The organism is Lysobacter sp. HA35, assembly GCF_054061195.1.
Map to the genome: position 1 here is coordinate 1,011,695 of NZ_JBSSDY010000001.1, position 24,821 is coordinate 1,036,515.

A 24,821-nucleotide genomic window follows, 5' to 3' on the forward strand; every position below is an offset into this window, starting at 1 on the left:
GACGCCGCTTCATGGCGCCGCTAGAACGTGAATCCGTAGCCGACGATCGGGCCGTTGAGGGTGATCCGCGTATCGATGTCGCCGTCGCCGAAATCCGCGTCGAGATAGCGGTAGCCGAACACCCACTGGCCGACGTTCATGCGGTACTGACCCATCGCGCTCGCGCTCCACGTGCCGTTGGTCGAGCCGCTCGATCCGTCACCGCGCACGCTGAAGCTCCAGCGGTCGCTCGTATGCCACGTGTAGCGCGCGCCGTAGAGGAAGTCGCTGAAGCTCTTGCTGACCTTCAGCGAGCGCGTCTGCAATGCGGGATTGGTCGGAATGATCGACGTGGTGAAGTCGGCATCGACATAGCGCAGGCCGGCGATGATGTCCCAGCCGTTGAAGCGGTCGTCGCCCGGGCTCCATACCGCCGCCAGGTCGAACAGGCGCGCGTCCAAGTCGGTTTCGCTGCGCAGGCGCGTGCCGTCGCGGTCCTGGGAAAGGCCGAGGAAGAGGAAGTCGGTGAGCGCGCCGAAGTGATCGCCCTGCCCTTCGGCGTGGATCATGAAGGCGCCGTCGAACTTGTCGAGCACGTCGCTGAAGTGGTTGTCGGTAATGACGGAGCCCGACGGCGGCGGGCCGTTGTCGTTGATCTCCGCGTTGAACGAAGCCCCCCAGACGTAGGGCGTGACGGTGAACGTCCACGGGTCGCCGTCTGCGGCAGATGCGATCAGCGGTGCGGTGGCCAGCGACATTGCCGCGATGGCGAGAATGGAGGAATGGCGTGTCATCGTGGGTCTCCCGAAAGCCCGTGGATCGGCGGAACGAATGCCTCGCGACGCTTGGCGGCACGATGCGAAGCCGCGGTCGCGGCGGAACTGCACGAACGGATGAGGGCGTGCGCGGTCACAGCAGCAGCCTGAAGACGCGCTCGACAAGGTCGGCGAACGGAATCACCGTCAGCACCAGCGGGCTGAAGGGCACGAGCGTGATGATCACCAGCCGCGCGATGGCGCGAAGGTCGATCGGCAGTGGACGCATTTCGGTGACGACCGAGTTCGCGTTGGCGAGATCAGCGAGCGACTGGATGTCGCCGCTGCCGATCAATGCTTCGTCAGGTCGCGCATCGTCGAGCCACTTGCGCTCGAATTCGGTGACGTAGCGCATGGAGAGTTCGCCGTAGCGACGCAGCCCGCGACGTCGTTCGTCGAGCAATGCCTTCGCGAAGAACACCAGCGGAAATACGACCATCGCGACGAGCACCGCGACCACCACGCCGATCTGCGCGCGGTATTCCATGAACTTGTGCCCGCCGCTGAGCACGCGGCTCGCCAGTACGCCGGATGACACGACGCCCTGAGCGAACAGCAATGGCGCGAACGCGAGAACGCTTCCGCCGAGGAAGCCGAGCCCGCCCGCGCGGTCCGGATGCAGCGCCTTGAGATTCAGTGGCAGGCGCGACGTGCGCCACAGGAAGATCCACCAGATGCCGATGCGGAACCACCAGCGCAGCACGATGAACTGGAAGATCGGAATGCTGACGTGCGCCATCCACCAGCCCGCGCCGCTGAGCACCGTGCCACCGGGCGTGATGCTCGCGTACCAAGTGTCGATCGGCAGCGCTAGCGCACGCGACGAGAGCGTCGGCGAGAGCACGAACACGCCGAGCAGCAACGCAACTTCGACCAAGATCGAATTGCGCAGCCGGCGCGCACTGGTGATCGCGGCTTCGAAACGCGGTACGGCGGCGGCTGCCACGATCGAGCGTTCGCGGAACTGGTCCACCGCGACGCCGATGCGCTGATGCACTGGAATTTCCGCGAAGATCAGCAGCGGCAACGCGACCACAAAGCGTGCGTACGCTTCGACGTCATGCAGGAACGGCAGGCGCACGCCACCGAACGCGGTTCCTTCAGCGAGGCACAGCAGCAGCAGAGGCAACCACGCCACCAGCGAGATCACGACCATGCGCCGCACTACGCCGTGCAGCTGCGCGTCGGCCATCCGTGCCTTGAGCATGAGCTGGTACAGCGGTCCGCCGACCACCAGCGAGAAATCGGCGTGGTAGTGCGACGGCGCCGCAGCGCCCACGTGCGGCGGCGCTGCGGTCACCATGCGAGGATTCCGTTGCGCGGCGTCGACGCTGTAGACGTCGCCCGCCCAGGTCGCGTTCGCGGCGGCCATCGCGTCACGCCACACCGATCCGCACCACGCAGCGGAAGCCCAAGTGCGACATCGATGTGTCGACCGGAAGCGAGAAGCGCGACGCGAACTGGTCGTGCGGCGAATGTTCCGCAGGCCCCGGGCGCGAGCCGCCCTTGGTTACGTTACGCGGCAATCCATCGATCGACGCACCGCTGAATTGCGCATCGACGAGCCGATCCAACGCGCGGCGTGGCACGGTACACGCCGCGCGTGGATCGACTCTTGAACGCAGTGCATCCCGGTCACACGTCCATTCCCAGACGTTGCCGAGCATGTCGTACAGGCCGAACGCATTCGCGCCGCCCTCGCCCACCGGTGCGGTGTCGATATGGTGTTCGTCGGGAAGGCCGGCCCAGCGGCGATGGTCGACCCACGCCCCCGCGGCGCTGCGCACGTCATGCAGGTGTTCGCTGGACCACGCGTCTTCTGCGTCGTCGCTGCCACCGCGCGCCGCGCGTTCCCATTCCGCTTCGCTCGGCAGCGCCTTGCCGGCCCATTCCGCGTAGGCCTCGGCGTCTTCCAGCGTGACGTGCACGACGGGATGGTCATCCAGCCCTTCGATTGAACTACCCGGCCCGCGCGGATGCCTCCAGCACGCCCCGGCGATAAGTCGCCAAGGCGAACGCGCCGCGTCGTGCAGCGTCTCGTCGAGGATGCATACGGCCGACGCCGGATACAGCTGGCCTTCGCCGGACCGTGGATGCAACGTCGCATCGAGGCCGCGCTCGCACTGCGTCACGTAATGCGTGCTTTCGACGAAGCGCGCGAACTGCGCGTTGGTGACCGGCGTGGCGTCCATCCAGAAGCCCGCGATGCCGACGTAGCGCGCGGGCATCTCGCCGCGGCAGGGATGTTCTGCGCCCATGCGGAATACGCCACCGGGCACCCACGCCATTCCGGGCGTCGCGGCTGGTGGCAGCCAGCTGTTGGTTTCCTGTCGGGAGGTGATGGTCATCGACGTCGTCCCCGCATCTGGCTCGCATGGGCCGAGTCGCTGCAAGTGCGATGGCACGTCGTGTCATGACGCATGGCGTCGCACCCGGCGCGGGCGCTCGACGACGGCGACGGTATGCGTCGCGCCACGGCATGCATGACGGCTCCTCGGATCATGGATCCACTCGTGATCGAGTCTGCGCGTGCGTCAAAACACCGAGAATTGGACCTCGGTGTACGCGTTCTTGCCCTTCAGGGCAGCTGCGTCGGCGCCGCGACGCGCGCCACCATCGCCAGCAACGTGCGCCCTTCGAACGGCTTCATCAGGTACGCGGCGTGGATGCGCTCCGCGTGTTCGCGAACCGACGGTGCATCGTGCGAGGTGATGATGATCCACGGCGACATCGGCCCGCGCAGCGCGAGGTCACGGTAGAGCTCGAAGGCCGACGCACCCGGCAGGCGAACGTCGCAGATGCAGCAGCGGATGGCCGGCCACCACGTGGCGTCGCGCAGCTCGGCAAGCAATGTCTCGGCGGATTCGAACGCGCGGACCGCGAACCCGGAACCGGACAGGACGCGCGCGAGCGCCTGTCGCACGGCGCCATCGTCTTCCACGAGCACGATTTCCTGCTGCATGTGCACGATAGCGGCCGCGGTGTCGCCCGAAGGCACCAGGTCGAAAGTGCATCGATGGTCCACGCCGCGGCGCGACATGCGTAAGTGGTCGTTGGGGAACGCGGCCTGCCCTTGTGGGCATCGGCGGAAAACGCATGACGCGACGCACCGGGCACGGGCCCGGTGCATTCAGCGCATAGCTGTTTCGTCGTCGCAGCTCAGCTCGCGAGCGCGACTTCCGCGTGCAGTCGCCGCGGCGCATCCTGCGGATGTTCTTCCGCTTCAAGATGCACGGCGAGCTGCACGAGCTCGGCAACGGTGCGCACGCCCATCTTTTCCATCACGCGTGCACGGTGCGCCTTGACCGTTCGCTCGCACATGCGCAGCGAGTCGGCGATCTGCTTGTTGAGCCTGCCGGCGATGACCTGGTCGAACACCGCGTGCTCGCGCGGCGTCAGCGACGCGAGGCGATCCCGGCCCTGCTGCAGATGCTGGCGATGCTGCCGCCGCTGCACGTCGCATTCGAGTGCACTGGTGATCGCATTGATCAGCGTTTCCTTCTCGACGGGTTTGGTGAGGAAATCCACCGCGCCCTGCCGGATCGCCTGCACGCTGGTCGGGATGTCGCCGAATGCGCTGAGGAAAATGATGGGCGGTGCATCCTCGCGGCGCGACAACGATCGTTGCAGGTCGAGTCCGCTTGGGCCGGGCATACGGATGTCCAGTAACAGACAACCGGGCGCGTCCATGGGCGGCCAGGACAGCAGGAAGTCGCCGGCCGATGCGTACTGCCTCACGTCGAAATCGAGGGCGCCGAGCAGGCGTCCCAGCGCATCACGCATCGAATCATCGTCATCGACGATATGGATTACGGGAGCGATTGCCATGTCGTGTCTCCTGCTGCGCGAAACCGGAAGTCCATTCCTTTGAAGCCGACTTGCGTGCCTGAATGTAGGCCTAATTGCCAGATAGAGAAGCGGTGAAGAAACACCTTCTGATAAACGGTCGTTTCACGCCCAATGCGCTTGCGCGTCGCGTTGAAACATAAATGTCACATCACGCGTAAGGCGGGAACGTCACCCGGAAAGTCGCGCCACCGCGATTGTTGTTTTCTGCACGAATCGACCCGCCATGCGCTTCGGCGATCGATCTGGAGATCGACAGACCCAGCCCCATGCCGTGCGGCTTGCTGCTGTAGAACGAATCGAACAGGTGCGCGAGGCGCGATTCGGGGATCCCGCCGCCGGCATCCGACACCTGGAACTGCACCTGCCCGCCCTCGAGTTCGCGCACGTCAAGCAGCACTGCGGGTCGCGTGGCACTCAGGTCGCCCGACGCGAAGCGCGCTTCCACCGCGTCCATGCCGTTGATCAGCAGATTCAGCAGCATCTGCTGCAGGTAGAGGCTATCGCCGCTGAGCAATGCGGGGTCGCGCCACCTGGCGAACTCGACCGGAATGCCGCGGCCGCGCACGTCGGTATCGAGCAGCTTCACCGTTTCCGCCGCGAGCGTATTCGCATCGATGCAGACGAAGCTGATCTTTCGCTGCCGCGCGAGCGTGCGCACGTTGCGTATGACGCCGCCCGCGCGCAGCCCGTCGCGGCGGATGTCACGAAGGATCTGGCGGATGTCGTCGAGCGGCGGCGATGGCCGTTCCAGCAGGATTTCCGCGGCGTCCGTATTGCTGAGGATGGCGCCGAGCGGCTGGTTGATCTCGTGCGCGATCGATGCGGTGAGCTCGCCTACGACTGCAAGGCGCGGCGCACCGCCGACGTCATCGCGTCGCTCGTGGCCGGAGTCGCGCCCCGCAGCCCATGTGCGCCACACGCTGATGATCAGTGCAACCAGCGACGGTCCGCTGAGCGCGCGCACGATGACCATCGCGACATGGTCGTTCGAATGTGACCACCCGGCGATGAGCAGCACGGAGATGGCGAACGCGAGGCAGGTCATGCCGAGCCACGCATCGCGCGACGCATCGACGCGGATCGGTCGACGCAGGTAGAGCACGCCGCCTGCAACCAGCCAGGCGAGCAGCAGCACCAGAGCAGTGACCGCTTCGATCATCGGGGGAGCGTCCTTGTAGCCGGTGGCGCAACACGGGCCGCATCCTGCTGCCCCGAACCACCGGTCGAACCGCGAGCGTACGCCTGTACCAAGAACCTGAATAGGGACTTGGCAGGCCGCCCTGTTTGAATCGGGAACCCACACCGGCTTTCGGGCCGGACCGTCACGACGACTCTACGGTGGCCTGCGCCCCGGTCTCGCCCGGGCGCGTACGTGGTCCACCGCTTTCGGAGTGCAGCACAGGTTCCGTTACGCGGTTGTTGCATGCGTCGCGCTTCGGATGCGCGGGCGCGAACATGCAGCGGGCCACGCCCATAGCCGATGCACCCGAGGCGGTAACCAGCACACGGATGTCTGTGCCGCCACGCAATCGAAACGGCACGCAAGAAAAAGGCGCCGTCATCGACGGCGCCTTCGTCCCTCACCCGATGCTTTTAATCAGCGGCCGTCGTGGTCCGCGTCGCCCGGAAGGATGCGTTCGACGCCATGCCAGGCGTCCTTCACCGCGCCCTTCGCGTCGGTCCATGCGAGGCGCGACGTGCCCTTCGCCGAATCCCAGCCACGCTCGAGTTCCTGCTCCGTCGAGGCGTCCCAGGTCGCGTTCTTCGACTGGCTGCGCGCGTACGTGCCGTAGCGGTAGGCCGGCTTGTAGTCGTCGAAGCTGTAGCCGGACTTGTAGTAGTCAGCCTGGTTGAAGCGCTGCTCGTAGTAGCGGTCGGTCGCGTCGTAGGTCTTGTACGTGCGATCGCTGCGGTCCCATGCGTCACGCACGGCGTCGCGCGCCTTGTCCCAAGCGAGGCGCGAATCGCCCTTCGCGTTGTCCCAGCCGGACTGCAGGTTCGTCTCCGCGCTGTCCCACGCCTGGTCGGCGTTCGTGTTGCGCGCTTCGGTGCCGTAGCGGTACGCCGGCGCGTAGTCGCGGTCGTAGTCGAGCTTGCTGTCGTAGTACGGGCGGTTCGTGGATTCGCTTCGCCACGCCTCGGTTTCACCCGTCGGGTCGACACGTTCCGCAGCCGAGTGACCGACGGACGCGCCAGCGATCGTGCCGATGGCGCCGCCGACCAGCGTGCCGATCGGTCCGAACGCGCTGCCGATGGCTGCGCCGATCGCCGCACCGCCCACGCCGCCGACGCCGGTGCCGACCGGGTGCGAGCCCGGCGCGCCGGAGATCGGATCGCGATTCATATCGGTGGTGTCGTTGTTCTTGTTCGCCATTGGGGAAAGCTCCATGCGGAAGGGATTTCGACAATGGGCGCGGGGGTGTGTAGCGCCGGTTCAAGCGGCCGTGACCCATACGCTTGGCGTTCAGGCCGCATCGACAGGCACAATCCGCGCTGCCGAATGGACTGACGCAATGACCGAATTCATCCCGCCCGGAACGCGCTTCGCCGAGCTGCCCTCGCCCTTCCCCACCCGTCGGGACGTTGCGCTGCATGGCGCGCGCATGGCTTACGAGACCTGGGGACAGCTCGACGCGGACCGGAGCAACGCGATCCTGATCGTCACCGGGCTCTCGCCGGATGCCCACGCGGCGTCGAACGATGCGGACCCGGCACCCGGCTGGTGGGGCGCGATGCTCGGCGCGGGCAAGCCGATCGACACCGACCGCTGGTTCGTCATCTGCGTCAACACGCTCGGCAGCTGCAAAGGTTCGACCGGCCCGGCATCGATCGACCCCGATACTGGCGAGCTCTACCGCCTCGCGTTTCCGCCGCTGTCGGTCGAGGACTGTGCCGACGCCGCCGCGCATGTCGTCCGCGCGCTGGGCATCGAGCAGCTCGCCTGCCTCATCGGTAATTCGATGGGCGGCATGGTCGCGCTCGCGTTCCTGCTGCGGTATCCCGGCCTCGCGCGCAACCACATCAACATCTCCGGCGCGGCGCGCGCACTGCCGTTCTCGATCGCGATCCGTTCGCTGCAGCGCGAAGCCATCCGTCTCGATCCGAACTGGAACAACGGCCAGTACGACGATTCGACGTACCCGGAGTCCGGGATGCGCATGGCGCGCAAGCTCGGCGTCATCACCTATCGCTCGGCGCTCGAATGGGACGGCCGCTTCGGTCGCGTCCGACTCGATTCCGATCGCCAGGACGGTGACCCGTTCGGCCTCGAATTCGAAGTCGAGAGCTATCTGGAGGCGCATGCGCGGCGCTTCGTGCGGCGGTTCGATCCGAACTGCTACCTGTATCTCAGCCGCGCGATGGACTGGTTCGACATCGGCGATTGCTGCGGTGAGTCTGCCGGTGACACGCGAAGCGATACGCGCTCCGCGCTCGCGTCGATCCGCCTCGACAAGGCGCTGGTGATCGGCGTGCACACCGACATCCTGTTCCCGCTACAACAGCAGGAAGAAATCGCGGCCGGGCTCGCTGCAGGCGGCGTCGATGCGCGTTTCGTCCCGCTGGAGTCCCCGCAGGGCCACGACGCGTTCCTGGTGGATTTCGAACGCTTCGGCCCCGCCATCCGCGGTTTCCTGGATGCGTTGGACCCGGTGCAGGACCGCGGGGCTAGAATCCGCGCATGAACGCCGCCGCCGCACTGCCTGACGTCCCTTTTCCCGGCCACGACAAGATGATCGCGGCGCTCGACGCGGCGGTCTGCGCCGGCGACCCGCAGGCCGTGACACGCGCCGTCCGCCAGACGCTCTGCGACCTGATCCGCGACCGTGACGTCCGGCTGCCCGATTGCGTCTACGAACCGATCACCGATCACTACGCGCGCCGCGAGCTCTATCGCAGCCCGATCCACGGCTACAGCGTGGTCGCCATGACCTGGGGCCCCGGCCAGGGCACCCCCGTGCACGATCATTCGGGCCTCTGGTGCGTCGAAGGCGTGTGGGACGGCGAACTCGAGATCACGCAGTACGAATTGCTCGACCGCGACGGCGAGCAGTTCCGCTTCCGTCCCGCTGGCGGCATCCAGGCCGGTCCCGGCAGCGCCGGCAGCCTGATCCCGCCGCACGAGTACCACACGATCCGCAACGCCAGCGACGACCAGGTCGCCGTCTCGCTGCACATCTACAAGGCGGAGATGCAGTGCTGCTCGATGTTCGCGCCGCAGAGCGAGCACGAGTGGTACGCGCGCGTCGACCGCACCCTGAGCACCGACGAGGCCTGCTGAGCGTGTGGCGTGATTTCCTGCTGGCGTCTGCCCACCACGTGCTGGTGGTCGGCCTGATCACGATGCTCGCGGCGCAGATGACGCTGCTGCGCAATCCGCCTGACGCCGCCACGGTGCAGCGCCTCTCGCGACTCGATCGCGGCTACGGCACCACCGCCGGCCTGCTGCTGCTCGTCGGCCTCGCGCGCGTTTTCCACGGCATGAAGGGCGCGGACTTCTACGCGCATAACCCGTGGTTCCACGCCAAGCTCGGCGCGTTCCTGCTCGCAGCGCTGATCTCGATTGTCCCGACCGTCCTGTTCGCGCGCTGGCGCAAGGCCTCGTCGACCGATGCTGCGTGGCGGCCGGACGACGCGGCGTGGTCCCGCGCACGCCTGCTGGTCCGCGTGCAACTCGCGCTGATCTTCGTGATCGTCATCGCAGCGGCCGGCATGGCGCGCTACGGCGGACTCTGATCCGCCGCTATACTTCGCGTCCGCGCCGGAATGGCGGAATCGGTAGACGCAGCGGACTCAAAATCCGCCGCCCTTAAAAGCGTGTGGGTTCGAGTCCCACTTCCGGCACCAGTACAAACGAGGGTTAGGCTTAGCGGCCTAGCCCTTTTTTGTTTTGCGCACTCGGTCGTCGCCGTGTCGACCATCGGCGGCCCTTGGTGCCCGCATGCAAATTCGTTTGCAAGCGAACCAGCTCGTCCCGCGCGCACAGCTCAAGGATTTGAACCGTGGCGACTTTCCTCCGTCTCGCGCTATTGCTTCTGACGTTTGCGCCATCGGCCGTGCTGGCCGCCGAACCACCAGTCGGCACGTACCACGCGTTGGGCGGTCACGGCGACATGGAGATTTCGAAGACACCTCATGGGACTCGCTTCGTGATCAGCTCCATGGGTGTGAACGGGCACTCCTGTGATCTCGATGGCAGCGTGCATAACGACACCGGCGTGGTGCCCAAAGATGGCGACAGCGGCGAGTGCCGCATCGCATTCAAGCCCGTCGCGGGCGGCTACGCGGTAGAGGCTCTGACGCCAGACGAATGCCGTCAGTGGTGCGGCGCGCGTGGGCGCTTCGATTACACGTATGGCCGCCGGCCAGCGACCTGCGCCGACAAGACATATCGGGCCGAGCACGATCGCTTCTACGGGCTGTACAAGGCTAAGCGCTATGGCGAGGCGCTTCCGGTCGCCATCAAGCTTCGCGACACGTGCGGACCGTTCCAATGGTTTCCGGACAAGGACGCGCTGACCAACGACATCGCGGTCACGCTGTATCACCTGCAGCAGCCCGGCAAATGTCTTGCAGAGCTTCGGACGACCATGGCGTGGGCGTGCAGGACGGTAGAGGACGCTCGCAACAGCCTGCCGCCTTTCGAAGCCGATAGTTACGAAACGGTGGCGAAATCGACCCTCACCAATCGCAAGCTGTGCGAAGCGGCCCGCTAACGGTTCGCTGAGTTTCCGCATCGCACGACGCCACGCGGATCGAGCTTGGATCGGCGTGCGATCCCCGCTCGGCTCAACTGTCCAGTCCGGTAGCAGACGTGGAACCGCTACGCGTCCCACTTCGCCGTTCTGCATTTACTGGCCGCGTGCTTGCACGGCCGCGTCCGCCTCGCTGTACGAACAGGCGGCAGGCCTGCCCCTCGGGACAATGTCGGTGATCGCGGCCGGCTGCGACGCTAGGCCGGTGCCGCGATCGATGCGGCGTCATGCCCGCTGCGCGTGCGCGGCGGCGTCGAGGGCCGACGAATGTCCGACCAGAACAGCGACCTGGGCACCGTCCAGGCGCTCCTCGACCGTCTGGTGAAGCAGCGGCTGCCGCGCCTGACGGACCTCAAAAAGCGCGTTGACGCAGGCGAGAAGCTCGGCGACACCGACATCGCATTCCTGCACAGCGCGCTGGTCGACGCGCAGGAAACCGCGCCCTACGTGGCGCGCCACCCGGAGTTGCACCAGCTCGGTGTCCGCATCGGCACGTTGTACGCGGAGATCATCCGCGTGGCGACCGAGAACGAGAACCGTGCGTGAGCATCGCATCCGCCGCGCTGTCGAGGCCGACACTGCGCGCGGACGTGGTCGCGGGCCTCACCACCGCGGCGGTCGTGATTCCGAAAGCACTCGCCTACGCGACCATCGCCGGCCTGCCGATCGAAGTCGGCCTGTACACCGCGTTCGTGCCGATGATCGTGTACGCGTGGCTGGGCACGTCGCGGCCGTTGTCGGTCAGCACGACAACCACCATCGCCATCCTCACGGGCGCGGAACTGGCGGACGTCGTGCCCGATGCCAACGTCGCCGGCCTGCTTGCCGCGACCTCGATGCTCACGGTGCTGGTCGGCGCATTCCTGCTGCTCGCTTCCGTCGCGCGGCTCGGCTTCGTCGCCGATTTCATTTCGACGCCGGTGCTCGTCGGCTTCAAGGCCGGCATCGGCGTGGTGATCGTGGTCGACCAGTTGCCGAAGATTCTCGGCATCCATTTCGACAAGGGTTCGTTCCTGCAAAACGCTGCGGAAGTTGTACGCGGCTTTGGGCATCTGTCATGGCCGACGGTAGCGGTCGGTGTCGGCGTGATCGTCGCGCTCGCGGTGATCGAACGGTTCCGACCGCGATGGCCTGCGCCGCTGATCGCGATTGCCGCCGCAATCGCCGGCGTCGGCCTGCTCGGATGGCAGGCCTATGGCATCGAAGTCGTGGGCGCGGTCCCGCAGCGACTGCCTGCCGTGACGATGCCCGCGCTGTCGCTGGCGCTGCAACTGTGGCCGGCCGCCGCGGGCATCGCGCTGATGAGCTTCACTGAAACCATCGCTGTCGGGCGCGCGTTCCAGGCGAACGACGAGCCGGTACCGACCGCCAACCGCGAACTGCTTGCGACGGGCGCCGGAAACTTGGCCGGTGCGTTCTTCGGCGCGATGCCGTCGGGCGGCGGCATGTCGCAGACCGCGGTCAATCGTCGCTCGGGGGCGCGGACGCAACTCGCGTGCGTGGTCACCGCGGCGACGGCGGTGGTCACGATGCTGGTTCTTGCGCCGATGATCGGTCTGCTTCCGCAGGCCGCGCTCGCTGCGGTCGTCATCGTGTACTCGATCGGACTGGTGAGCCCGGCGGATTTCCTCGACATCCTTCGCATCCGTCGCACGGAAGCGGTGTGGGTCATCGTCGCGTTCGCCGGCGTGATGCTGCTCGGCACGCTGAAAGGCATCGTGGTCGCGATCATCGTCTCGCTGATCGCACTTGCACAGCAGAGCGCCGACCCGCCGGTGCGCGTGCTGGTGCGAAAGCGCGGCACCACGTCCTTCCGGCCACGCAGCGACGAACACCCGGACGACGAACCCGTGCCGGGCCTGCTCATCCTTCGTCCTGAGGGTCGGCTGTTCTTCCTCAATGCCGAGCGCGTTGCCGCACGCATCCGTCCGCTGATCGCGCAGGCTCGGCCGCGCTACGTCGTGCTCGATCTGTCGGCGGTGTTCGACCTCGAATACTCCGCACTGAAGGCACTGATCGACGCCGAACAGCGCTCGCGAAGCGCTGGCGTCCTGCTTGCGCTTGCGGGACTCAACCCCGAGGTGCTGGAAGCCGTACGGCGTTCGCCGCTGGACGAGCACATCGGACACGAGCACATGTTCTTCAACGTGGAAACCGCAGTGGAGCGACTGCAGGAGGAGCTGGCGACGGCACCCCTGCCCGCGCAGCCCGAGGAGCAACCGACATGAAAGACGACACGCACGCGAAAACCGACCACGACGATGCATCGCCGGGCAACGGCAAGCGCAAGAACGGTGGAGGCAGCGAAGGCGCGCGCCCGCGGATGAAGCGCAGCGAATACGAAGCCGCGCTGGAGCCGCTGCAGGAAGAGTTGGTCAAGTTGCAGCAGTGGGTGGTCGCGAAGCAGAAGAAGGTCTGCATCGTGCTCGAAGGCCGCGACACCGGCGGCAAGGGCGGCACGATCAAGGCGATCACCGATCGTGTCAGCCCGCGCGTGTTCCGCGTCGTCGCATTGCCGACGCCGACCGATCGCGAACGCACGCAGATGTACATGCAGCGCTACGTGGCGCATCTGCCGTCGGGCGGTGAAGTCGCGATCTTCGATCGCAGCTGGTACAACCGCGCCGGCGTCGAACGCGTCATGGGTTTCGCTACCGACGCGCAGGTGCGCAAGTTCCTCGAGACCGCGCCGCTGCTCGAAAAAACGATGGTGGCGTCTGGCGTGCACCTGCTGAAGTACTGGCTCGAGGTGTCCGAAGAGGAACAGATCGAGCGACTGAAATCGCGCGCGACCGACGGCCGCAAGCTGTGGAAGCTGTCGCCGATGGATCTGAAATCATACGGGCGCTGGTTCGACTACTCGCGCGCACGCGACGCGATGTTCGAAGCCACCGACACCGAGCACGCGCCGTGGTATGTCGCCAATACCGACGACAAGCGACGCGGTCGCCTCAACATCATTCGCCACCTGCTTGCGAACGTGCCGTACGACGAGGTCGAGCGGGAGAAGGTGCAGTTCCCGAAACGCCAGAAGCGCGGCGATTACGTCGAGTCACGCCATCCGCTGCATTTCATCGAGCAGCGTTACTGACGAGGTTCGTTGCGACGTGGGGCCGACGTTGCGGCGTCGACCTACAATGCGTGCGGACGAAAGCCGTGTTCGCGCACCAGGCGCTCCGGTACCGACGCATGGTCGAACTCGGCGATGCGATCGATGAAGTCATCGTGCGCCGATGCTTCGCGATCATGGTGATGCGCTTGCTTGTACTCGTCCGCCATCACCCGTCGCTGGACGAGGATCGGTCGGGATGGATCGGTATTCGGGATCGCGTCGTCCGGAGTCCGCATGGGCCGCCTCGCCTGCCGCGTCGCGCGGCAGGCCGACCCTAGGCGCGAGGCGGTGAACGCGGGGTGCGCGCCTAGACCACGGCGTGCCCGGTGGCGAGGCGGATCAGCTGTTCACCGGTGTCGCGCCTCACCACCGCGTACGACTGGCGGTCGATGTCGGCCAGCACGCGATGCCAGACCGGATCGTCGACCGGGCAATCGATATCGAAGCGCGCGACGAGCGCGAGCGGTCCATGACGTCCCTGCGCATCCCGCGAAGCCACAAGGCAATCCGGGACGAGCACGTACGCGCCGTCCGGTCGACGATAGGCCTTGAACTCCACGCCGCCTCCATGTCGCCTCGTGCGACGCAGCAGCCCCTGCGACTGAAATTACGCGTCGACCCTCGTCACCGCGCGACCGCTCGTCGGCTTTTATTCACGCCCCGGCCACGGCGCGGGCCATGGCCACCAGCCCCGTCCGGTCGCCGCGAAACGGTCTGCCGCGCGTTCGAAACGGTTGCGCACGCCGACGCCGCCGCAGGCGAGATACATGGGCAGGAACAGCGGACCGAGGACGAGGTACTGGTAGACGTGCGCGCGCTCGTGCAGAGCAAGCGAGACCGCAGGCTCCGCGCCCCACCCTGCCGCATGCGCATACGTCGCGCACGCGACGTCGAGGTCGTTGCCGGTATGAAGGATGACGTTGCCGATCGTTATGGCACCGCCCGGGCCCCAGGGCCAGCGATGGAAGACGCATGCGAGGTCGTGGCGTCGCAACACGGGCTTCGCGCCGAACGCCATGCCGAGCGCACCCAGCAGCAGACCGATCAACGTGTTCGGCAACGCCCAGAGCATGCCGATTGCGACCGCGGCTTTCGGCAAGGGGACGGGCTCGACCGCAACGGGATGCGACGTTGCGCGCATCGGGCCGCGCACGCCCTCCGCGGTTTTCGCGGGTCGCCCCATCGGCGTGTCAGCTGCCCTCTTCGGGCATCACCAACCAGGCAATCAGGTAGACGAGGATGCCCGGGAACGCCACCGACATGACCGACACCACCACGTAGATCACGCGCAGCAGCGTCGCATTCCAGCCGTAGCGACGCGCAACGCCGCCGATGACGCCGGCGATCATGCGGTCGTGCCGCGAGCGGTAGAGTCCTGTGGTCGCCATCGTTCGCCTCGTTCGATGCGACGAAGTCTACGAATCGCCCGTGAGCGATCCGTCGCCGGTCACCAGCGCGACGGGCGCGTCAGCGGCGGTGCTTCGCGCTGGCGGTCGTAGGCGCGCAGTTCGTCGCGGATGTGCGCGATGCGCTGGCGCGCGATCGCGTTGCGCTGCTCGTCGAGCACCACGCCGTCCAGAAGCTCCGCCATGCGCTGCGCGGTCGGCAGCATCGTGTCCCAGGCGTCGAGCGCGGCGACCGGCGCCGGCAGCGTCAGGAAGAACGCGATCGCAGGGGTCTGCAGCTCCTGGATGTTCGCCATGTCGAAGCTGCCGGGTTTCATGATGTTCGCGACGCTGAAGACCGGGCCGCGCTCGGGATGGCCTTCGACCAGGCGGTGGAACACGCCCATGTGGCCGTAGACCAGGCCGGCACGCTCGGCCGCGACCACGATGTCCGAGCCGCTCAGCGACTGCCCGGCACGTGCGGCGAGGTAGAGCGTCACGATCTTGTCGAACTCGTCGGTGGTGCGCTTGCCGAGGTCGTCCTTCGGGCCCGATGACGCGGCGGGTTCGAGCGCCAGCGATTCCTGCGTCGGCTCGACCTCGCGATCGCCCTCCGCGAGTTCCGCGGCCAATTGCTCGCCCAGCGTGGGCTCGACGCGCCGCCCGTCTCCATCGCGCGGCACGCGACGCCCCTGCCCCGGCTTCTTCGGTCGGCCGAAGAACACGATGGCGGCAACGAGCACGACGCCCGCAACGAGGATCCAGATCCGCAGCATCGCCATGTCGGACATGCAGTGCTCCGTGGGTTGGTCAGGCCGCGCCGGCGAGGCGTGCGGCTTCGGCGAGGTCGACGGACACGAGTCGGCTTACGCCCGGCTCGCGCATGGTGACGCCCATGAGCTGCTTCGCCGCTTCCATCGTGACCTTGTTGTGGGTGACGAACAGGAACTGTACCTGCTCGCTCATCTCGTTGACCATCGCCGTGAAACGGCCGACGTTCGCCTCGTCGAGCGGTGCGTCCACCTCGTCCAGCAGGCAGAACGGCGCGGGATTCAGCCGGAAGATCGCGAACACCAGAGCGACCGCGGTCATCGCCTTCTCGCCGCCGGACAGTAGCGAGATGTTCGACACGCGCTTGCCCGGCGGGCGCGCCATGATCGAGACGCCGGTATCGAGCAGGTCTTCGCCGGTGAGCTCCAGGTACGCATGGCCGCCACCGAACAGGCGCGGATACAGCTCCTGGATGCCGGAATTGACGCGGTCGAACGTGTCCTTGAAGCGCCCGCGCGTTTCGCGATCGATCTTGCGGATCGCTTCCTCGAGCGTTTCGAGCGCGGTCGTGAGGTCGGTGTTCTGCGCGTCGAGGTAGTCCTTGCGCTGCGCGGCTTCGGCGTGTTCCGCGATCGCCGCGAGGTTCACCGGTTCGAGTCGACGCAGCTTGCCGTCCAGTTCGGCGACCGTCCGCTCCCACACCTGCGGCTCCATCTCGTCGGTGAGCGTGGCGGTGACTTCGTCGATCGAGAAGCCGGCTTCGACGATGCCTTCCGACAGCTGTTCCGCCTTGAGCGCGAGCGCCTGCAGTTCGAGTCGACGCTGACCGATCGCTTCGCGCTGCTGCAACGACTGCTCGTCGCGCTGCTGGCGGATGAGTTCGTGGCCGCGCAACTCGTGGTCGATACCGTCGAGCGCGGTGCGCGCAGCAGTGAGCTTCTGCTCGGCGAGCACGCGCTGCTCGAGCGCGACCTGGCGCTGCGTTTCGAGATCGCGCACCGGCGCATCGCCGTCGGCGAGCTGCTCGGCGAGTTCGCCGAGCCGTGAATCGAGCTGGCCGCGCTGGCCGGTCATGCGATCCAGGGCCTGCGTCAGCCCCGACAGCTGCGCACGCTGCGATTCGACCGTCAGTGCCAGGGCATGCGCGGCATCGCGCGCTTCGCGTGCGGCATTGCGCGCGGAATCACGGGTTTCGGTCAGACGACGACGCTCGTTCTCCAGTTCGATCCGAGCGTCTTCGAGCTCGGACATGCGGACGACCGCGTCCTCCTGGTTACTGCGCGCGAGTCGACCCTGTTCGCGTGCGGTGTCGAGCGTTTCGGCGAGCTGCGCGAGTTCCGCATCGATGCGCTCGATGCGCGTGCGCGCGGCGTCGACCCGACCTTGCTGGCTCTGCAGCTGCCCGCTGAGTTCGCTGACCGAACGATGCGCCATGTACAGCGAGCGCTGCGCGTCTTCGCGTTGCTGTTCGGCAACCAGCAACTGGTCGCGCAGTTCGACGAGCAGCGCTTCCAGCTCGCGCTCACGCGCCACCAGCGATTCGATTTCCTCGCGCAGCGACTGGATCTCGCGTTCGCGCAGCAGCGCGCCCTGCGTCGCCGTGTTCGCACGAACGACCTGCACCCAGCCGGCGCCGAGACGCTCACCGCCACGCGTAATGGCAATGTCGCCCGCCGGCAGCGTCTGCAGCAGGCGCAAGCCCGCTTCAACATCGTCCGCGCCGTGCACCTGCGACAGCATCGTGCGGATCGCGGACGGGCCTTCGATCTTCGCCGCTAGCGAGGTCGACGGCACACCGTTGCCGCCGCGATCCCTGCCGACCAGCGCGAGGCGACCTTCGCTCAGCTGGCCGACATCGGCCGCGAGGCTTTCCGGACGCTCGACGAGCACACCTTCGATCAGCTGACCCAGCGCGATCTCGACCGCGGTCTCCCAACCGCTATCCACGCGCAGCGCTTCACCGACACGGGTCGCGTCCTGCAGACCGTGCGCGCGCAACCAGTCCATCGCTCGGCCCTGTTCCTGGCCGAGCGCTGCAGCCTGCAGCGCTTCGAGGCCAGACAGTCGACCGCGCGCCGCCTGCGCCTGCTTGCGCACGTCGGCGAGCTGCGTCTGCGTTTCGCGCTGGCGTTCCTGCAGCGCCGAGCCGGCTTGCTTGCGGGTGTCGAGTTCGCCCGTCAGCGTGTCGACTGCGAGCTTCTGCGTTTCCAGTTGTTCGATGACCGACGACGCGGATTCGGCCAGCGCATCGATATCAAGGCTTGCGCGTTCGTTCGACAACGCCTCGCGACGACGGTCGGCGTCGAGCGCCATGCGGTCGAGGCCTTCGATCCGCGTGCGTTCGACGTCCGCCGCACGCGACGCTTCGGACTGCGCGCGTGCGTGGCCGTCCCAACGCTGCTGCCAGTCGGCGAGCTTGGTTTCGGCATCACGCAACGCATCGGTGCGACCGACTTCTTCTTCGCGCAGTGTTTCGAGGCGCGGCTCGTCGTTTTCCAGCGCATTGCGCAGCGCGTCGAGACGCGCCTGGTCGCTGCCGATGTGGTTCGCGATTTCGGACAGCTGCGCAAGCGCTTCGTCGCGCGCGCGTTGCAGGCGCGACGACATCTCGCGCTGGTGCTGGATCTGCTGTTCGACGCGGGCGAGCGCGCCGCTGACTTCGTAACTCTCGGCCTGCGCGCGCGACAGGTGCTCGGCGGCGTCCTCGCGCTTCAGGCGGCCTTCCTCGAGCAAGCGCTCGGCTTCGCGCTGTTCGGCGATGAGCTGCTGCAGCCGGGTTTCCTGCTGCGAAAGCTTCTCGCGCTGGACCTGCAGCTTGCGGTCGAGTGCGCGGAACTCCAGCGCCTTCCATTCGGCATCACGCACGCGGCGCTCGGCCTGGATGGCCTGGTACTGCTCGGCCTGTTTCGCCTGACGCGCGAGGTGTTGCAGCTGCTTGCCGACTTCTTCGCGAAGGTCGTTGAGGCGGTCGAGGTTCTCGCGCGTGTGGCGGATGCGCGTCTCGGTTTCCTTGCGGCGCTCCTTGTACTTGGAGATGCCTGCGGCTTCTTCGAGGTAGACGCGCAGATCTTCGGGGCGCGCCTCGATGATCTGGCTGATCATCCCCTGCTCGATGATCGAGTAGCTGCGCGCGCCGAGGCCGGTGCCGAGGAACAGATCGGTGATGTCGCGACGACGGCACTTGGTGCCGTTGAGGTAGTACTGGCTCTGGCCGTCGCGCGAGACCACGCGCTTGACCGAGATCTCGTTGAACGCCGCGTACTCGCCGGTGATCGTGTGGTCGCTGTTGTCGAACACCAGCTCGACCATCGCCTGCGACACCGGCTTGCGGGCCGACGAGCCGGCGAAAATGACGTCGGTTAGCGAGTCGCCGCGCAGGCGGCTGGCCGAACTCTCACCCATGACCCATCGAACTGCGTCGATGATGTTCGACTTGCCGCAGCCGTTCGGGCCGACGACGCCGGTCATGTTGCCGGAAAGATGGAGAGTGGTCGGGTCGACGAACGACTTGAAGCCCGACAGCTTGATCGTGGAAAGACGCATTCGGCGAAGCGGCCTCTGGCGTTGTCGGGCGCGCTCGAAACGGCGGCACCCACGCGGCCCGCGAGTATAGCGGCGGGAAAGCGGGCGGTCGGCGGCCCCTGCCGAGCTGCCGCATGCGCAGGGGGCACGAAAGCTGCATGATTCCGACATGGTCTTCGGAGCACCGGCAGGTCCGCCCCTTACCGAACGCCTGCCCGACCCGGCCGGCGGTGGGCCGCTGCACGTCCATCGCGACGCCCACGTCTGGACCTGGGCCGCCGCGGTGGCCATCGCCGGCGAGCTTCGACGCGACCTGGAATCGCATGCGCGCTGCCGGCTTCTCGTGTCGCCCAGCGATCGCGTCGCCCCTGTTTTCCACGCTCTGGCGCGCGCACCGCTGGCATGGGAGCGCATCGACGTCGGCCTGGTCGACGAACGCTGGCTGCAGCCCGACGACCCCGACAGCCATGCCGCGTCGCTGCGTCGGAATCTGCTCATCGACCACGCCGCGGCGGCGCGACTCGAGCCGCTGACGCTGGCCGGGCGTCGCGTCGAAGACGCCGTGGCGATCGCGAACGCACATGCGCGACAGCTGCCGAATGTCCTCGTCCTGACGATGGGCGACGACGGGCATGTCGCCGCGCTGTTCCCCGACTCGCCCGATTACGAGCGGGCGCTGGCTTCCAGGCAGGACTACATCAGCCTCGATGCGTCGTTCAGCCCGGGCGCAGGTCCATGGACGCGACGGATCACTGCGACGCCGCTGGGCCTGTCGCGCGGCCTGTCGCGCATTCTTCTATTGAGGGGCGAGGCGCAGCGCCGGCATCTCGAGGAAGCGATGGAGTCGAATGACCCGGCGACCTCGTCGCTGACCGCGGTGCGGATGGCGGGGGGCGAACCGCTGCAGGTTCATTGGTGTCCGTGATCGCTTCGAGGCGCTGGGCCGCGACGGCGTCGAGCTAGCGACGCGAGACCTCGGCCGGAGTTCGCGCCTCGATCGAAAGCGCGTGGATGTCGGTGGTCATCAAGTCGCCCAAGGCCGCGTAGACGGCGCGATGCCTCGCCAGCGACGCCATGCCGGCGAAGCGGTCACTGACCAGCGTCACCTTGAAATGCCCGCGACCATCGCGCGCACCGGCATGGCCAGCGTGCTTGTGGCTCTCGTCGATCACCTCAAGCGCGTCCGGTGCGAACGCGGCCTGCAGCGCGGCGCGGATCGCCTCGACGCGATCCGCAGGATTCACGGCAGCACCTTGCGGAACGGGCGGACATCGACCGACGCATAGACGCCAGCTTCGAAGTACGGGTCGGCCTTCGCCCAGGTCTGAGCCGCTTCGAGCGATTCGAACTCCGCGACGACGACGCTACCGGTGAACCCCGCCGGGCCCGGGTCTTCGGCGTCGATGGCCGGGCACGGGCCGGCGAGAAGCAGGCGGCCGGCATCCCGCAGCTCATGCAGGCGCGCGAGATGGCGCGGGCGCGCTTCGAGCCGGCGCTGCAGCACGTCCTGTCCGTCGCGTGCGTCGATCACGTACCACATGGCCCAGCTCTCCCGGCAAAGACGGCGATTCTACGGGTCGGGACCGGGCTCGCTGGACAGCACCGGATTGCCCCCGTAGGCTTAGCCCCGTCCGTCGACCTGCCCTGCAGGCGACAGCCGCGGTGGAGCCCCCGCTCCCACGTCCGGCATTCCGATCGCGCTTTCCGTCGGCCCGCCATCTGGCGCGCGACGCACCGCATCGTTTTCCGCAGTCCGCGTCACCGAAGGGCAGGCCCACGCCGCCCGACCCGCAGTGTGCTGTGCCAGGCCCGGAGGGGCCGGTCCCGAATGACCGACGATCTCGCGCCGCAGGCGTCCGAGGACAATCCGCCAGAACCGGCATCGCCGGCCCGACCGCAGCAGCAGGAAATGCCGCTCGCGGTGGTCCATGGCCAGCCGGTGCTGCAGATCCCGCAGGACCTCTACATCCCGCCGGACGCGCTCGAAGTCATCCTGGAAGCATTCGAAGGCCCGCTGGACCTTCTGCTCTACCTGATCCGCCGCCAGAACCTCGACATCCTCGATATCCCGGTTGCGGACATCACCAAGCAGTACGTCGAATACATCGGCGCGGTGCACGAAATGCGGTTCGAGCTTGCGGCCGACTATCTGGTCATGGCCGCGATGCTCGCCGAGATCAAGTCGCGCATGCTGTTGCCGCGCGTGGCCACCGAGGAAGGCGAGGAAGAAGATCCCCGCGCCGAGCTGGTGCGACGCCTGCAGGAATACGAGCGCTTCAAGAAGGCCGCGGAGGACATCGACTCCCTGCCCCGACAGGAACGCGACACGACGGTCGTACAGGCGCATGTTCCCGAACGCGCGTCGGTGCGACTGCCGCCGCCGGTCGATCTGAAGGAAATGCTGCTGGCGCTGCACGACGTGTTCAAGCGCGCCGAGCTGTTCACGCAGCATGCGATCAAACGCGACGCGCTCAGCGTGCGCCAGCGCATGGGCGAGTTGCTCGAGCGCCTGGCCGACGGCGGCTTCCATCGCTTCGAGTCGCTGTTCGACCCGGTGGAAGGCAAGCTCGGCGTGGTCGTCACGTTCCTCGGCATGCTCACGCTCGCCAAGGAACAGCTCGTCGAAATCGTGCAGGAAGAGGCGCTTGCGCCGATCTACGTGAAATCGCTGGCGATCATGAAGGACCCGGCGGAGATCGAACTCTCCAGCGAGTTCGATACCGACGCAGCGAACTACGGCGCATGACGGCCGACGTCGAAACACCTGTTGCACATCACGGCGACGCCGACGCGGCGCGTCACGGGGAAACCGGAGGCCGTGGCCTTCGCGAGTCACATGGACCCTCAATGGATCAGACGCTGATCAACCGGATCATCGAGGCGGCGCTGCTGGCATCGAACCAGCCGCTGTCGCTGGCGCAACTGCGCGACCTCTTTCCCGAGGACCAGCCGGCGCCGAACGACATGATCGAAACGGCGATCGAACACCTGCAGGCGGAAAGCGCGACGCGCGGCGTCGAACTCGTGGAGGTCGCCTCCGGCTTCCGCTACCAGGTGCAGGCCGACGTGCACCAGTGGATTTCGCGCCTATGGACCGAGCGCCAGACCCGCTACACGCGCGCCACGCTGGAGACGCTTGCGCTGATCGCCTACCGCCAGCCGATCACGCGCGGCGAGATCGAACAGGTTCGCGGCGTCACGGTGAGCAGCAACATCATCAAAGCGCTGGAAGAGCGCGAATGGATCCGCGTGGTCGGCCATCGCGACGTTCCCGGCCGCCCTGCCCTGTTCGGCACGACGAAGCAGTTCCTCGACTACTTCGGCCTGAAGCGCCTCGACGAGCTGCCGCCGCTGTCGGAGCTGAAGGACATCGGCGAGCTCGAGCCGCAGTTGCAGTTCGACGATGCGGCGGGTGTCGCGCCGTCGATCGCGGTCGGTGGCGTCGGTGATGACACGGCAGCCGACAACGATGCTGGTGAACCGGCGGATGCGGCGAACGACGACAGCGACGCCGGTGACGAGCGCAGCGCCGACGGCGCATCGGGCGATACCGTCAATGCGACCGATGTCGATGCAGACGATACCGACGACGCAGCCAACGAAAGCGACGAAGACAATGACGCGGACCTCGACTTCCGCAGCGAACGCCCCATCCAGTTCGACGACAGCGATGTCGAAGACGAAGACAACGAAACCTCAGACGGCGCCGATGGCGACGTCGATCCCGAAGCCGCGCCGGGCGAGCGCGCGGTACACGAGAACGATCACGAGCAAGACAACGCCGTCGAGACGACGACCGTTCCCGACATAACGACCGCATCGAACGATGCGGCGGAGTCAAACGAAAATGAGTGAAGAAAAGAATCGCAAGCTCACGCTGCGACGCGAACAGCCCACGGCGCCCGCGCCGCGAATGGAAGAGCGCCTGCACAAGGTGCTCGCGCAGGCCGGCCTCGGCTCGCGTCGCGCGCTGGAGCAGCGCATCGCCGACGGCCTGGTCAAGGTCAACGGTGAAGTCGCGACGGTGGGCATGTCCATCGGCGGCGGCGACAAGGTCGACATTGACGGCCGCCAGTTCGTCGCGAGCGCGCTGACCGAGCCGCCGCGCGTGCTGATGTACAACAAGCCGGAAGGCGAAGTGACCACGCGCGAAGATCCCGAAGGTCGCCCGACGATCTTCGAAGCGCTGCCGCCGCTGAAGGGTGCGCGCTGGATCGCGATCGGTCGCCTCGACATCAACACCACCGGCCTGCTGCTGCTCACCACCGACGGTGAACTCGCGAATGCGCTGATGCATCCGTCGAAGGAAGTGGAGCGCGAATACGTCTGCCGCGTGCGCGCACCGGAAGGCCAGGAGACCGTCGCCGACGACGTCATCGAGCGCCTCGCCAAGGGCGTGCAGCTGGACGACGGCCCGGCCAAGTTCGACGAGATCGAGAAGATCGGCGGCAGCGAGTCGCACGACTGGTACCGCGTCGTCGTGAAGGAAGGCCGCAACCGCGAAGTGCGCCGCCTGTGGGAATCGCAGGGTTGCCAGGTCAGCCGCCTCAAGCGCGTGCGCTACGGCGGTGTCGAGCTGCCGCGCGAACTGCTGCGCAGCCAGTCGCAGGAACTGCCGACCGCTCGCGTCGAACAGCTGCGCATGGATCTCGGCCTGGAAGATGGCGCGCCGTCGGCGCTCACGCTGCAGCCCGTCATCGGCCAGCGCCGTGCGGGCAAGTCGACCATCCATTTCTCCGGCGAGCGCACGCAGACCGGTTACGTCGGTGGCCACAACACGTCGGCCGATGAAGGCCGCGAGCTGCGTCGCTTCGACCACGTCCGCGAAGACCGTGGCCGCGGACGTGGCGGCCCGCGCAAGCACGGTGGCCTGACGGTCAGCGGCGAGGCGGCGGCCAAGCAGGCCAACAAGGCGTTCAAGCCGCGCTCCGACAAGGGTTCGCGCGCGCTGCCCGAGGGCAATCCCGCCGCGTTCCGCACGTGGTACGTGCCGGATGGCGTCGAGACCGGTCCGAGTGGGCATCGCAATCCGGACGGTGCCCGCCCGCGCAAGCCGTACGGCGCCAAGCCGGGCGGTCCGCGTCCCGGTGGCGCGCCGGGTGGCGGCTTCCGTAACGATCGCGCCGGCGACCCGTCGGGTGGTCGTCCGGGTGCCGGTCGCCCCGGTGGTGGCGGACGCCCGGGCGGTGGCGGCTTCGGCGGCGATCGCGCGGGTGGTGGCGGCGGTCCGTACGGCGGCGGCGGTGGCCAGCCGGGCGGTCGTCCCGGTGGTGGCCGACCGGGCGGTCCGCGTGACGATCGCGCCGGTGGCGGCGCGGCCGGTCCTTATGGTGCAGGCGGCGGGCGCAAGCCGGGTGGCCCGAAGCCGGGTGGCCAGCGCTCGCATCCCTACGGGCATCCGGGCAACGCGCCGAGCTTCCCGTCCGACCATGCGAATCCGGGCGCCGGCGGTTACGACCGTCCGCGCGGCCCGCGTCCGCAGCGTTCGGGCCCGCCGCGCTCCGGTCCGCCGGGTGGCGCTCCGGGCGGCCCGCGTGGGCCGCGACCGGGTGGTGGCGGTCGGCCTGGCGGCGGTGGTCGCCCGGGCGGTGGCGGTGGAAACCGCGGTCCGCGAACCTGAGTAACGAAAACGGCC

26 protein-coding genes and 1 tRNA gene are annotated in these 24,821 nt (G+C 67.3%); 12 read left to right on the forward strand and 15 right to left on the reverse strand.

All coding sequences use genetic code 11. The annotated features are described in order from the left end of the window. Nucleotides 1–20: 20 nt before the first annotated feature. The 7 genes from ACVWZN_RS04985 to ACVWZN_RS05015 all read right to left on the reverse strand — a co-directional run bounded on the left by ACVWZN_RS04985 (nt 21) and on the right by ACVWZN_RS05015 (nt 7,032). Nucleotides 21–773 (reverse strand): hypothetical protein, encoded by a 753-nt coding sequence (locus ACVWZN_RS04985; protein ID WP_456952860.1) that lies wholly within the window; start codon nt 771–773, stop codon nt 21–23. 115 nt (nt 774–888) lie between these two features. Further along, nucleotides 889–2,166, reverse strand: coding sequence for a hypothetical protein (locus tag ACVWZN_RS04990; protein WP_456952861.1), 1,278 nt, complete (start codon nt 2,164–2,166; stop codon nt 889–891). Between the two features lie 4 nt (nt 2,167–2,170). After that, nucleotides 2,171–3,142 carry a formylglycine-generating enzyme family protein gene (locus tag ACVWZN_RS04995; protein WP_456952862.1) on the reverse strand — a complete coding sequence of 324 codons (972 nt, stop codon included), beginning with the start codon at nt 3,140–3,142 and terminating at the stop codon, nt 2,171–2,173. 230 nt (nt 3,143–3,372) lie between these two features. Next, on the reverse strand, nt 3,373–3,834 hold the full coding sequence (locus tag ACVWZN_RS05000) for a response regulator (protein ID WP_456952863.1): 462 nt from the start codon (nt 3,832–3,834) through the stop codon (nt 3,373–3,375). 119 nt (nt 3,835–3,953) lie between these two features. Further along, nucleotides 3,954–4,622 (reverse strand): response regulator transcription factor, encoded by a 669-nt coding sequence (locus ACVWZN_RS05005; protein WP_456952864.1) that lies wholly within the window; start codon nt 4,620–4,622, stop codon nt 3,954–3,956. A 169-nt stretch (nt 4,623–4,791) separates the two neighbouring features. Beyond that, nucleotides 4,792–5,802 (reverse strand): sensor histidine kinase, encoded by a 1,011-nt coding sequence (locus tag ACVWZN_RS05010; protein ID WP_456952865.1) that lies wholly within the window; start codon nt 5,800–5,802, stop codon nt 4,792–4,794. Between the two features lie 438 nt (nt 5,803–6,240). Further along, a complete protein-coding gene (locus tag ACVWZN_RS05015) occupies nt 6,241–7,032 on the reverse strand; it encodes a hypothetical protein (protein WP_051234835.1) in 792 nt (263 codons plus the stop codon). 124 nt (nt 7,033–7,156) lie between these two features. On the opposite strand from ACVWZN_RS05015, the gene metX reads away from it, so the two are divergent. From metX to ppk2, 8 genes are all read left to right on the forward strand, one after another. Then, a complete protein-coding gene (gene metX, locus ACVWZN_RS05020; RefSeq protein WP_456952866.1) occupies nt 7,157–8,326 on the forward strand; it encodes a homoserine O-acetyltransferase MetX in 1,170 nt (389 codons plus the stop codon). After that, on the forward strand, nt 8,323–8,922 hold the full coding sequence (locus ACVWZN_RS05025) for a cysteine dioxygenase (RefSeq protein ID WP_456952867.1): 600 nt from the start codon (nt 8,323–8,325) through the stop codon (nt 8,920–8,922). The genes metX and ACVWZN_RS05025 overlap by 4 nt, the downstream gene beginning before the upstream one ends. A gap of 2 nt (nt 8,923–8,924) precedes the next feature. Continuing rightward, nucleotides 8,925–9,377: a DUF2214 family protein gene (locus ACVWZN_RS05030; RefSeq protein ID WP_456952868.1), complete on the forward strand. Its 453-nt coding sequence runs from the start codon at nt 8,925–8,927 to the stop codon at nt 9,375–9,377. A 24-nt stretch (nt 9,378–9,401) separates the two neighbouring features. Further along, nucleotides 9,402–9,488: transfer RNA gene (locus ACVWZN_RS05035), tRNA-Leu, on the forward strand. Nucleotides 9,489–9,643: 155 nt separating this feature from the next. Beyond that, nucleotides 9,644–10,357, forward strand: a complete 714-nt coding sequence (locus ACVWZN_RS05040; protein ID WP_456952869.1) for a hypothetical protein — start codon at nt 9,644–9,646, stop codon at nt 10,355–10,357. Nucleotides 10,358–10,663: 306 nt separating this feature from the next. Further along, nucleotides 10,664–10,942, forward strand: a complete 279-nt coding sequence (locus ACVWZN_RS05045; protein WP_456952870.1) for a hypothetical protein — start codon at nt 10,664–10,666, stop codon at nt 10,940–10,942. Beyond that, entirely contained in the window at nt 10,939–12,624 is a 1,686-nt protein-coding gene (locus ACVWZN_RS05050; RefSeq protein WP_456952871.1) for a SulP family inorganic anion transporter, read from the forward strand. The genes ACVWZN_RS05045 and ACVWZN_RS05050 overlap by 4 nt, the downstream gene beginning before the upstream one ends. After that, a complete protein-coding gene (ppk2, locus tag ACVWZN_RS05055) occupies nt 12,621–13,487 on the forward strand; it encodes a polyphosphate kinase 2 (protein ID WP_456952872.1) in 867 nt (288 codons plus the stop codon). Before ACVWZN_RS05050 ends, ppk2 begins: the two co-directional genes overlap by 4 nt. 41 nt (nt 13,488–13,528) lie before the next feature. Here ppk2 and ACVWZN_RS05060 read toward each other — a convergent pair whose 3' ends face one another. The 6 genes from ACVWZN_RS05060 to smc form a co-directional block, all read right to left on the reverse strand. Further along, nucleotides 13,529–13,744 carry a hypothetical protein gene (locus ACVWZN_RS05060; RefSeq protein WP_456952873.1) on the reverse strand — a complete coding sequence of 72 codons (216 nt, stop codon included), beginning with the start codon at nt 13,742–13,744 and terminating at the stop codon, nt 13,529–13,531. Nucleotides 13,745–13,815: 71 nt separating this feature from the next. Then, nucleotides 13,816–14,067, reverse strand: coding sequence for a hypothetical protein (locus ACVWZN_RS05065; protein WP_027082220.1), 252 nt, complete (start codon nt 14,065–14,067; stop codon nt 13,816–13,818). Between the two features lie 90 nt (nt 14,068–14,157). Next, the gene (locus ACVWZN_RS05070; RefSeq protein WP_456954716.1) at nt 14,158–14,649 is read right to left on the reverse strand and encodes a hypothetical protein; all 492 of its coding nucleotides are present in this window, start codon (nt 14,647–14,649) and stop codon (nt 14,158–14,160) included. 49 nt (nt 14,650–14,698) lie between these two features. Then, entirely contained in the window at nt 14,699–14,896 is a 198-nt protein-coding gene (locus ACVWZN_RS05075; RefSeq protein ID WP_456952874.1) for a PspC domain-containing protein, read from the reverse strand. A gap of 59 nt (nt 14,897–14,955) precedes the next feature. Next, nucleotides 14,956–15,684: a cell division protein ZipA gene (gene zipA, locus ACVWZN_RS05080; RefSeq protein ID WP_456952875.1), complete on the reverse strand. Its 729-nt coding sequence runs from the start codon at nt 15,682–15,684 to the stop codon at nt 14,956–14,958. Between the two features lie 19 nt (nt 15,685–15,703). Further along, nucleotides 15,704–19,207 (reverse strand): chromosome segregation protein SMC, encoded by a 3,504-nt coding sequence (gene smc, locus ACVWZN_RS05085; protein WP_456952876.1) that lies wholly within the window; start codon nt 19,205–19,207, stop codon nt 15,704–15,706. A gap of 148 nt (nt 19,208–19,355) precedes the next feature. Between smc and ACVWZN_RS05090 the strand changes: the two genes are divergently transcribed. Next, nucleotides 19,356–20,111, forward strand: coding sequence for a 6-phosphogluconolactonase (locus tag ACVWZN_RS05090; protein WP_456952877.1), 756 nt, complete (start codon nt 19,356–19,358; stop codon nt 20,109–20,111). A gap of 34 nt (nt 20,112–20,145) precedes the next feature. On the opposite strand, the gene ACVWZN_RS05095 is transcribed toward ACVWZN_RS05090, so the two are convergent. Both ACVWZN_RS05095 and ACVWZN_RS05100 read right to left on the reverse strand, forming a co-directional pair. Beyond that, entirely contained in the window at nt 20,146–20,430 is a 285-nt protein-coding gene (locus tag ACVWZN_RS05095; RefSeq protein WP_456952878.1) for a BolA family protein, read from the reverse strand. Next, on the reverse strand, nt 20,427–20,726 hold the full coding sequence (locus ACVWZN_RS05100; protein ID WP_456952879.1) for a YciI family protein: 300 nt from the start codon (nt 20,724–20,726) through the stop codon (nt 20,427–20,429). The genes ACVWZN_RS05095 and ACVWZN_RS05100 overlap by 4 nt, the downstream gene beginning before the upstream one ends. Before the next feature lie 288 nt (nt 20,727–21,014). Here ACVWZN_RS05100 and ACVWZN_RS05105 point away from each other — a divergent pair, with 288 nt between their 5' ends. The 3 genes from ACVWZN_RS05105 to ACVWZN_RS05115 all read left to right on the forward strand — a co-directional run bounded on the left by ACVWZN_RS05105 (nt 21,015) and on the right by ACVWZN_RS05115 (nt 24,806). Next, complete coding sequence (locus tag ACVWZN_RS05105) at nt 21,015–21,932, forward strand: segregation and condensation protein A (protein WP_456952880.1); 918 nt, start codon at nt 21,015–21,017, stop codon at nt 21,930–21,932. A 101-nt stretch (nt 21,933–22,033) separates the two neighbouring features. Further along, the gene (scpB, locus tag ACVWZN_RS05110; protein ID WP_456952881.1) at nt 22,034–23,041 is read left to right on the forward strand and encodes an SMC-Scp complex subunit ScpB; all 1,008 of its coding nucleotides are present in this window, start codon (nt 22,034–22,036) and stop codon (nt 23,039–23,041) included. Further along, entirely contained in the window at nt 23,034–24,806 is a 1,773-nt protein-coding gene (locus ACVWZN_RS05115) for a pseudouridine synthase (protein ID WP_456952882.1), read from the forward strand. The genes scpB and ACVWZN_RS05115 overlap by 8 nt, the downstream gene beginning before the upstream one ends. Nucleotides 24,807–24,821 lie beyond the last annotated feature (15 nt).

Coding starts and splice junctions, on each gene's coding strand:
- ACVWZN_RS05025 (WP_456952867.1), top strand. CDS start 8,323: ATGAACGCCGCCGCCGCACTGCCTGACGTCCCTTTTCCCGGCCACGAC.
- ACVWZN_RS05070 (WP_456954716.1), bottom strand. CDS start 14,649: ATGCGCGCAACGTCGCATCCCGTTGCGGTCGAGCCCGTCCCCTTGCCG.
- ACVWZN_RS05100 (WP_456952879.1), bottom strand. CDS start 20,726: ATGTGGTACGTGATCGACGCACGCGACGGACAGGACGTGCTGCAGCGC.
- metX (WP_456952866.1), top strand. CDS start 7,157: ATGACCGAATTCATCCCGCCCGGAACGCGCTTCGCCGAGCTGCCCTCG.
- ACVWZN_RS04990 (WP_456952861.1), bottom strand. CDS start 2,166: ATGGCCGCCGCGAACGCGACCTGGGCGGGCGACGTCTACAGCGTCGAC.
- ACVWZN_RS04995 (WP_456952862.1), bottom strand. CDS start 3,142: ATGACCATCACCTCCCGACAGGAAACCAACAGCTGGCTGCCACCAGCC.
- ppk2 (WP_456952872.1), top strand. CDS start 12,621: ATGAAAGACGACACGCACGCGAAAACCGACCACGACGATGCATCGCCG.
- ACVWZN_RS05005 (WP_456952864.1), bottom strand. CDS start 4,622: ATGGCAATCGCTCCCGTAATCCATATCGTCGATGACGATGATTCGATG.
- ACVWZN_RS05045 (WP_456952870.1), top strand. CDS start 10,664: ATGTCCGACCAGAACAGCGACCTGGGCACCGTCCAGGCGCTCCTCGAC.
- ACVWZN_RS05010 (WP_456952865.1), bottom strand. CDS start 5,802: ATGATCGAAGCGGTCACTGCTCTGGTGCTGCTGCTCGCCTGGCTGGTT.
- ACVWZN_RS05060 (WP_456952873.1), bottom strand. CDS start 13,744: ATGCGGACTCCGGACGACGCGATCCCGAATACCGATCCATCCCGACCG.
- scpB (WP_456952881.1), top strand. CDS start 22,034: ATGGATCAGACGCTGATCAACCGGATCATCGAGGCGGCGCTGCTGGCA.
- ACVWZN_RS05105 (WP_456952880.1), top strand. CDS start 21,015: ATGACCGACGATCTCGCGCCGCAGGCGTCCGAGGACAATCCGCCAGAA.
- ACVWZN_RS04985 (WP_456952860.1), bottom strand. CDS start 773: ATGACACGCCATTCCTCCATTCTCGCCATCGCGGCAATGTCGCTGGCC.
- ACVWZN_RS05000 (WP_456952863.1), bottom strand. CDS start 3,834: ATGTCGCGCCGCGGCGTGGACCATCGATGCACTTTCGACCTGGTGCCT.
- ACVWZN_RS05115 (WP_456952882.1), top strand. CDS start 23,034: ATGAGTGAAGAAAAGAATCGCAAGCTCACGCTGCGACGCGAACAGCCC.
- ACVWZN_RS05090 (WP_456952877.1), top strand. CDS start 19,356: ATGGTCTTCGGAGCACCGGCAGGTCCGCCCCTTACCGAACGCCTGCCC.
- ACVWZN_RS05075 (WP_456952874.1), bottom strand. CDS start 14,896: ATGGCGACCACAGGACTCTACCGCTCGCGGCACGACCGCATGATCGCC.
- smc (WP_456952876.1), bottom strand. CDS start 19,207: ATGCGTCTTTCCACGATCAAGCTGTCGGGCTTCAAGTCGTTCGTCGAC.
- ACVWZN_RS05015 (WP_051234835.1), bottom strand. CDS start 7,032: ATGGAGCTTTCCCCAATGGCGAACAAGAACAACGACACCACCGATATG.
- zipA (WP_456952875.1), bottom strand. CDS start 15,684: ATGTCCGACATGGCGATGCTGCGGATCTGGATCCTCGTTGCGGGCGTC.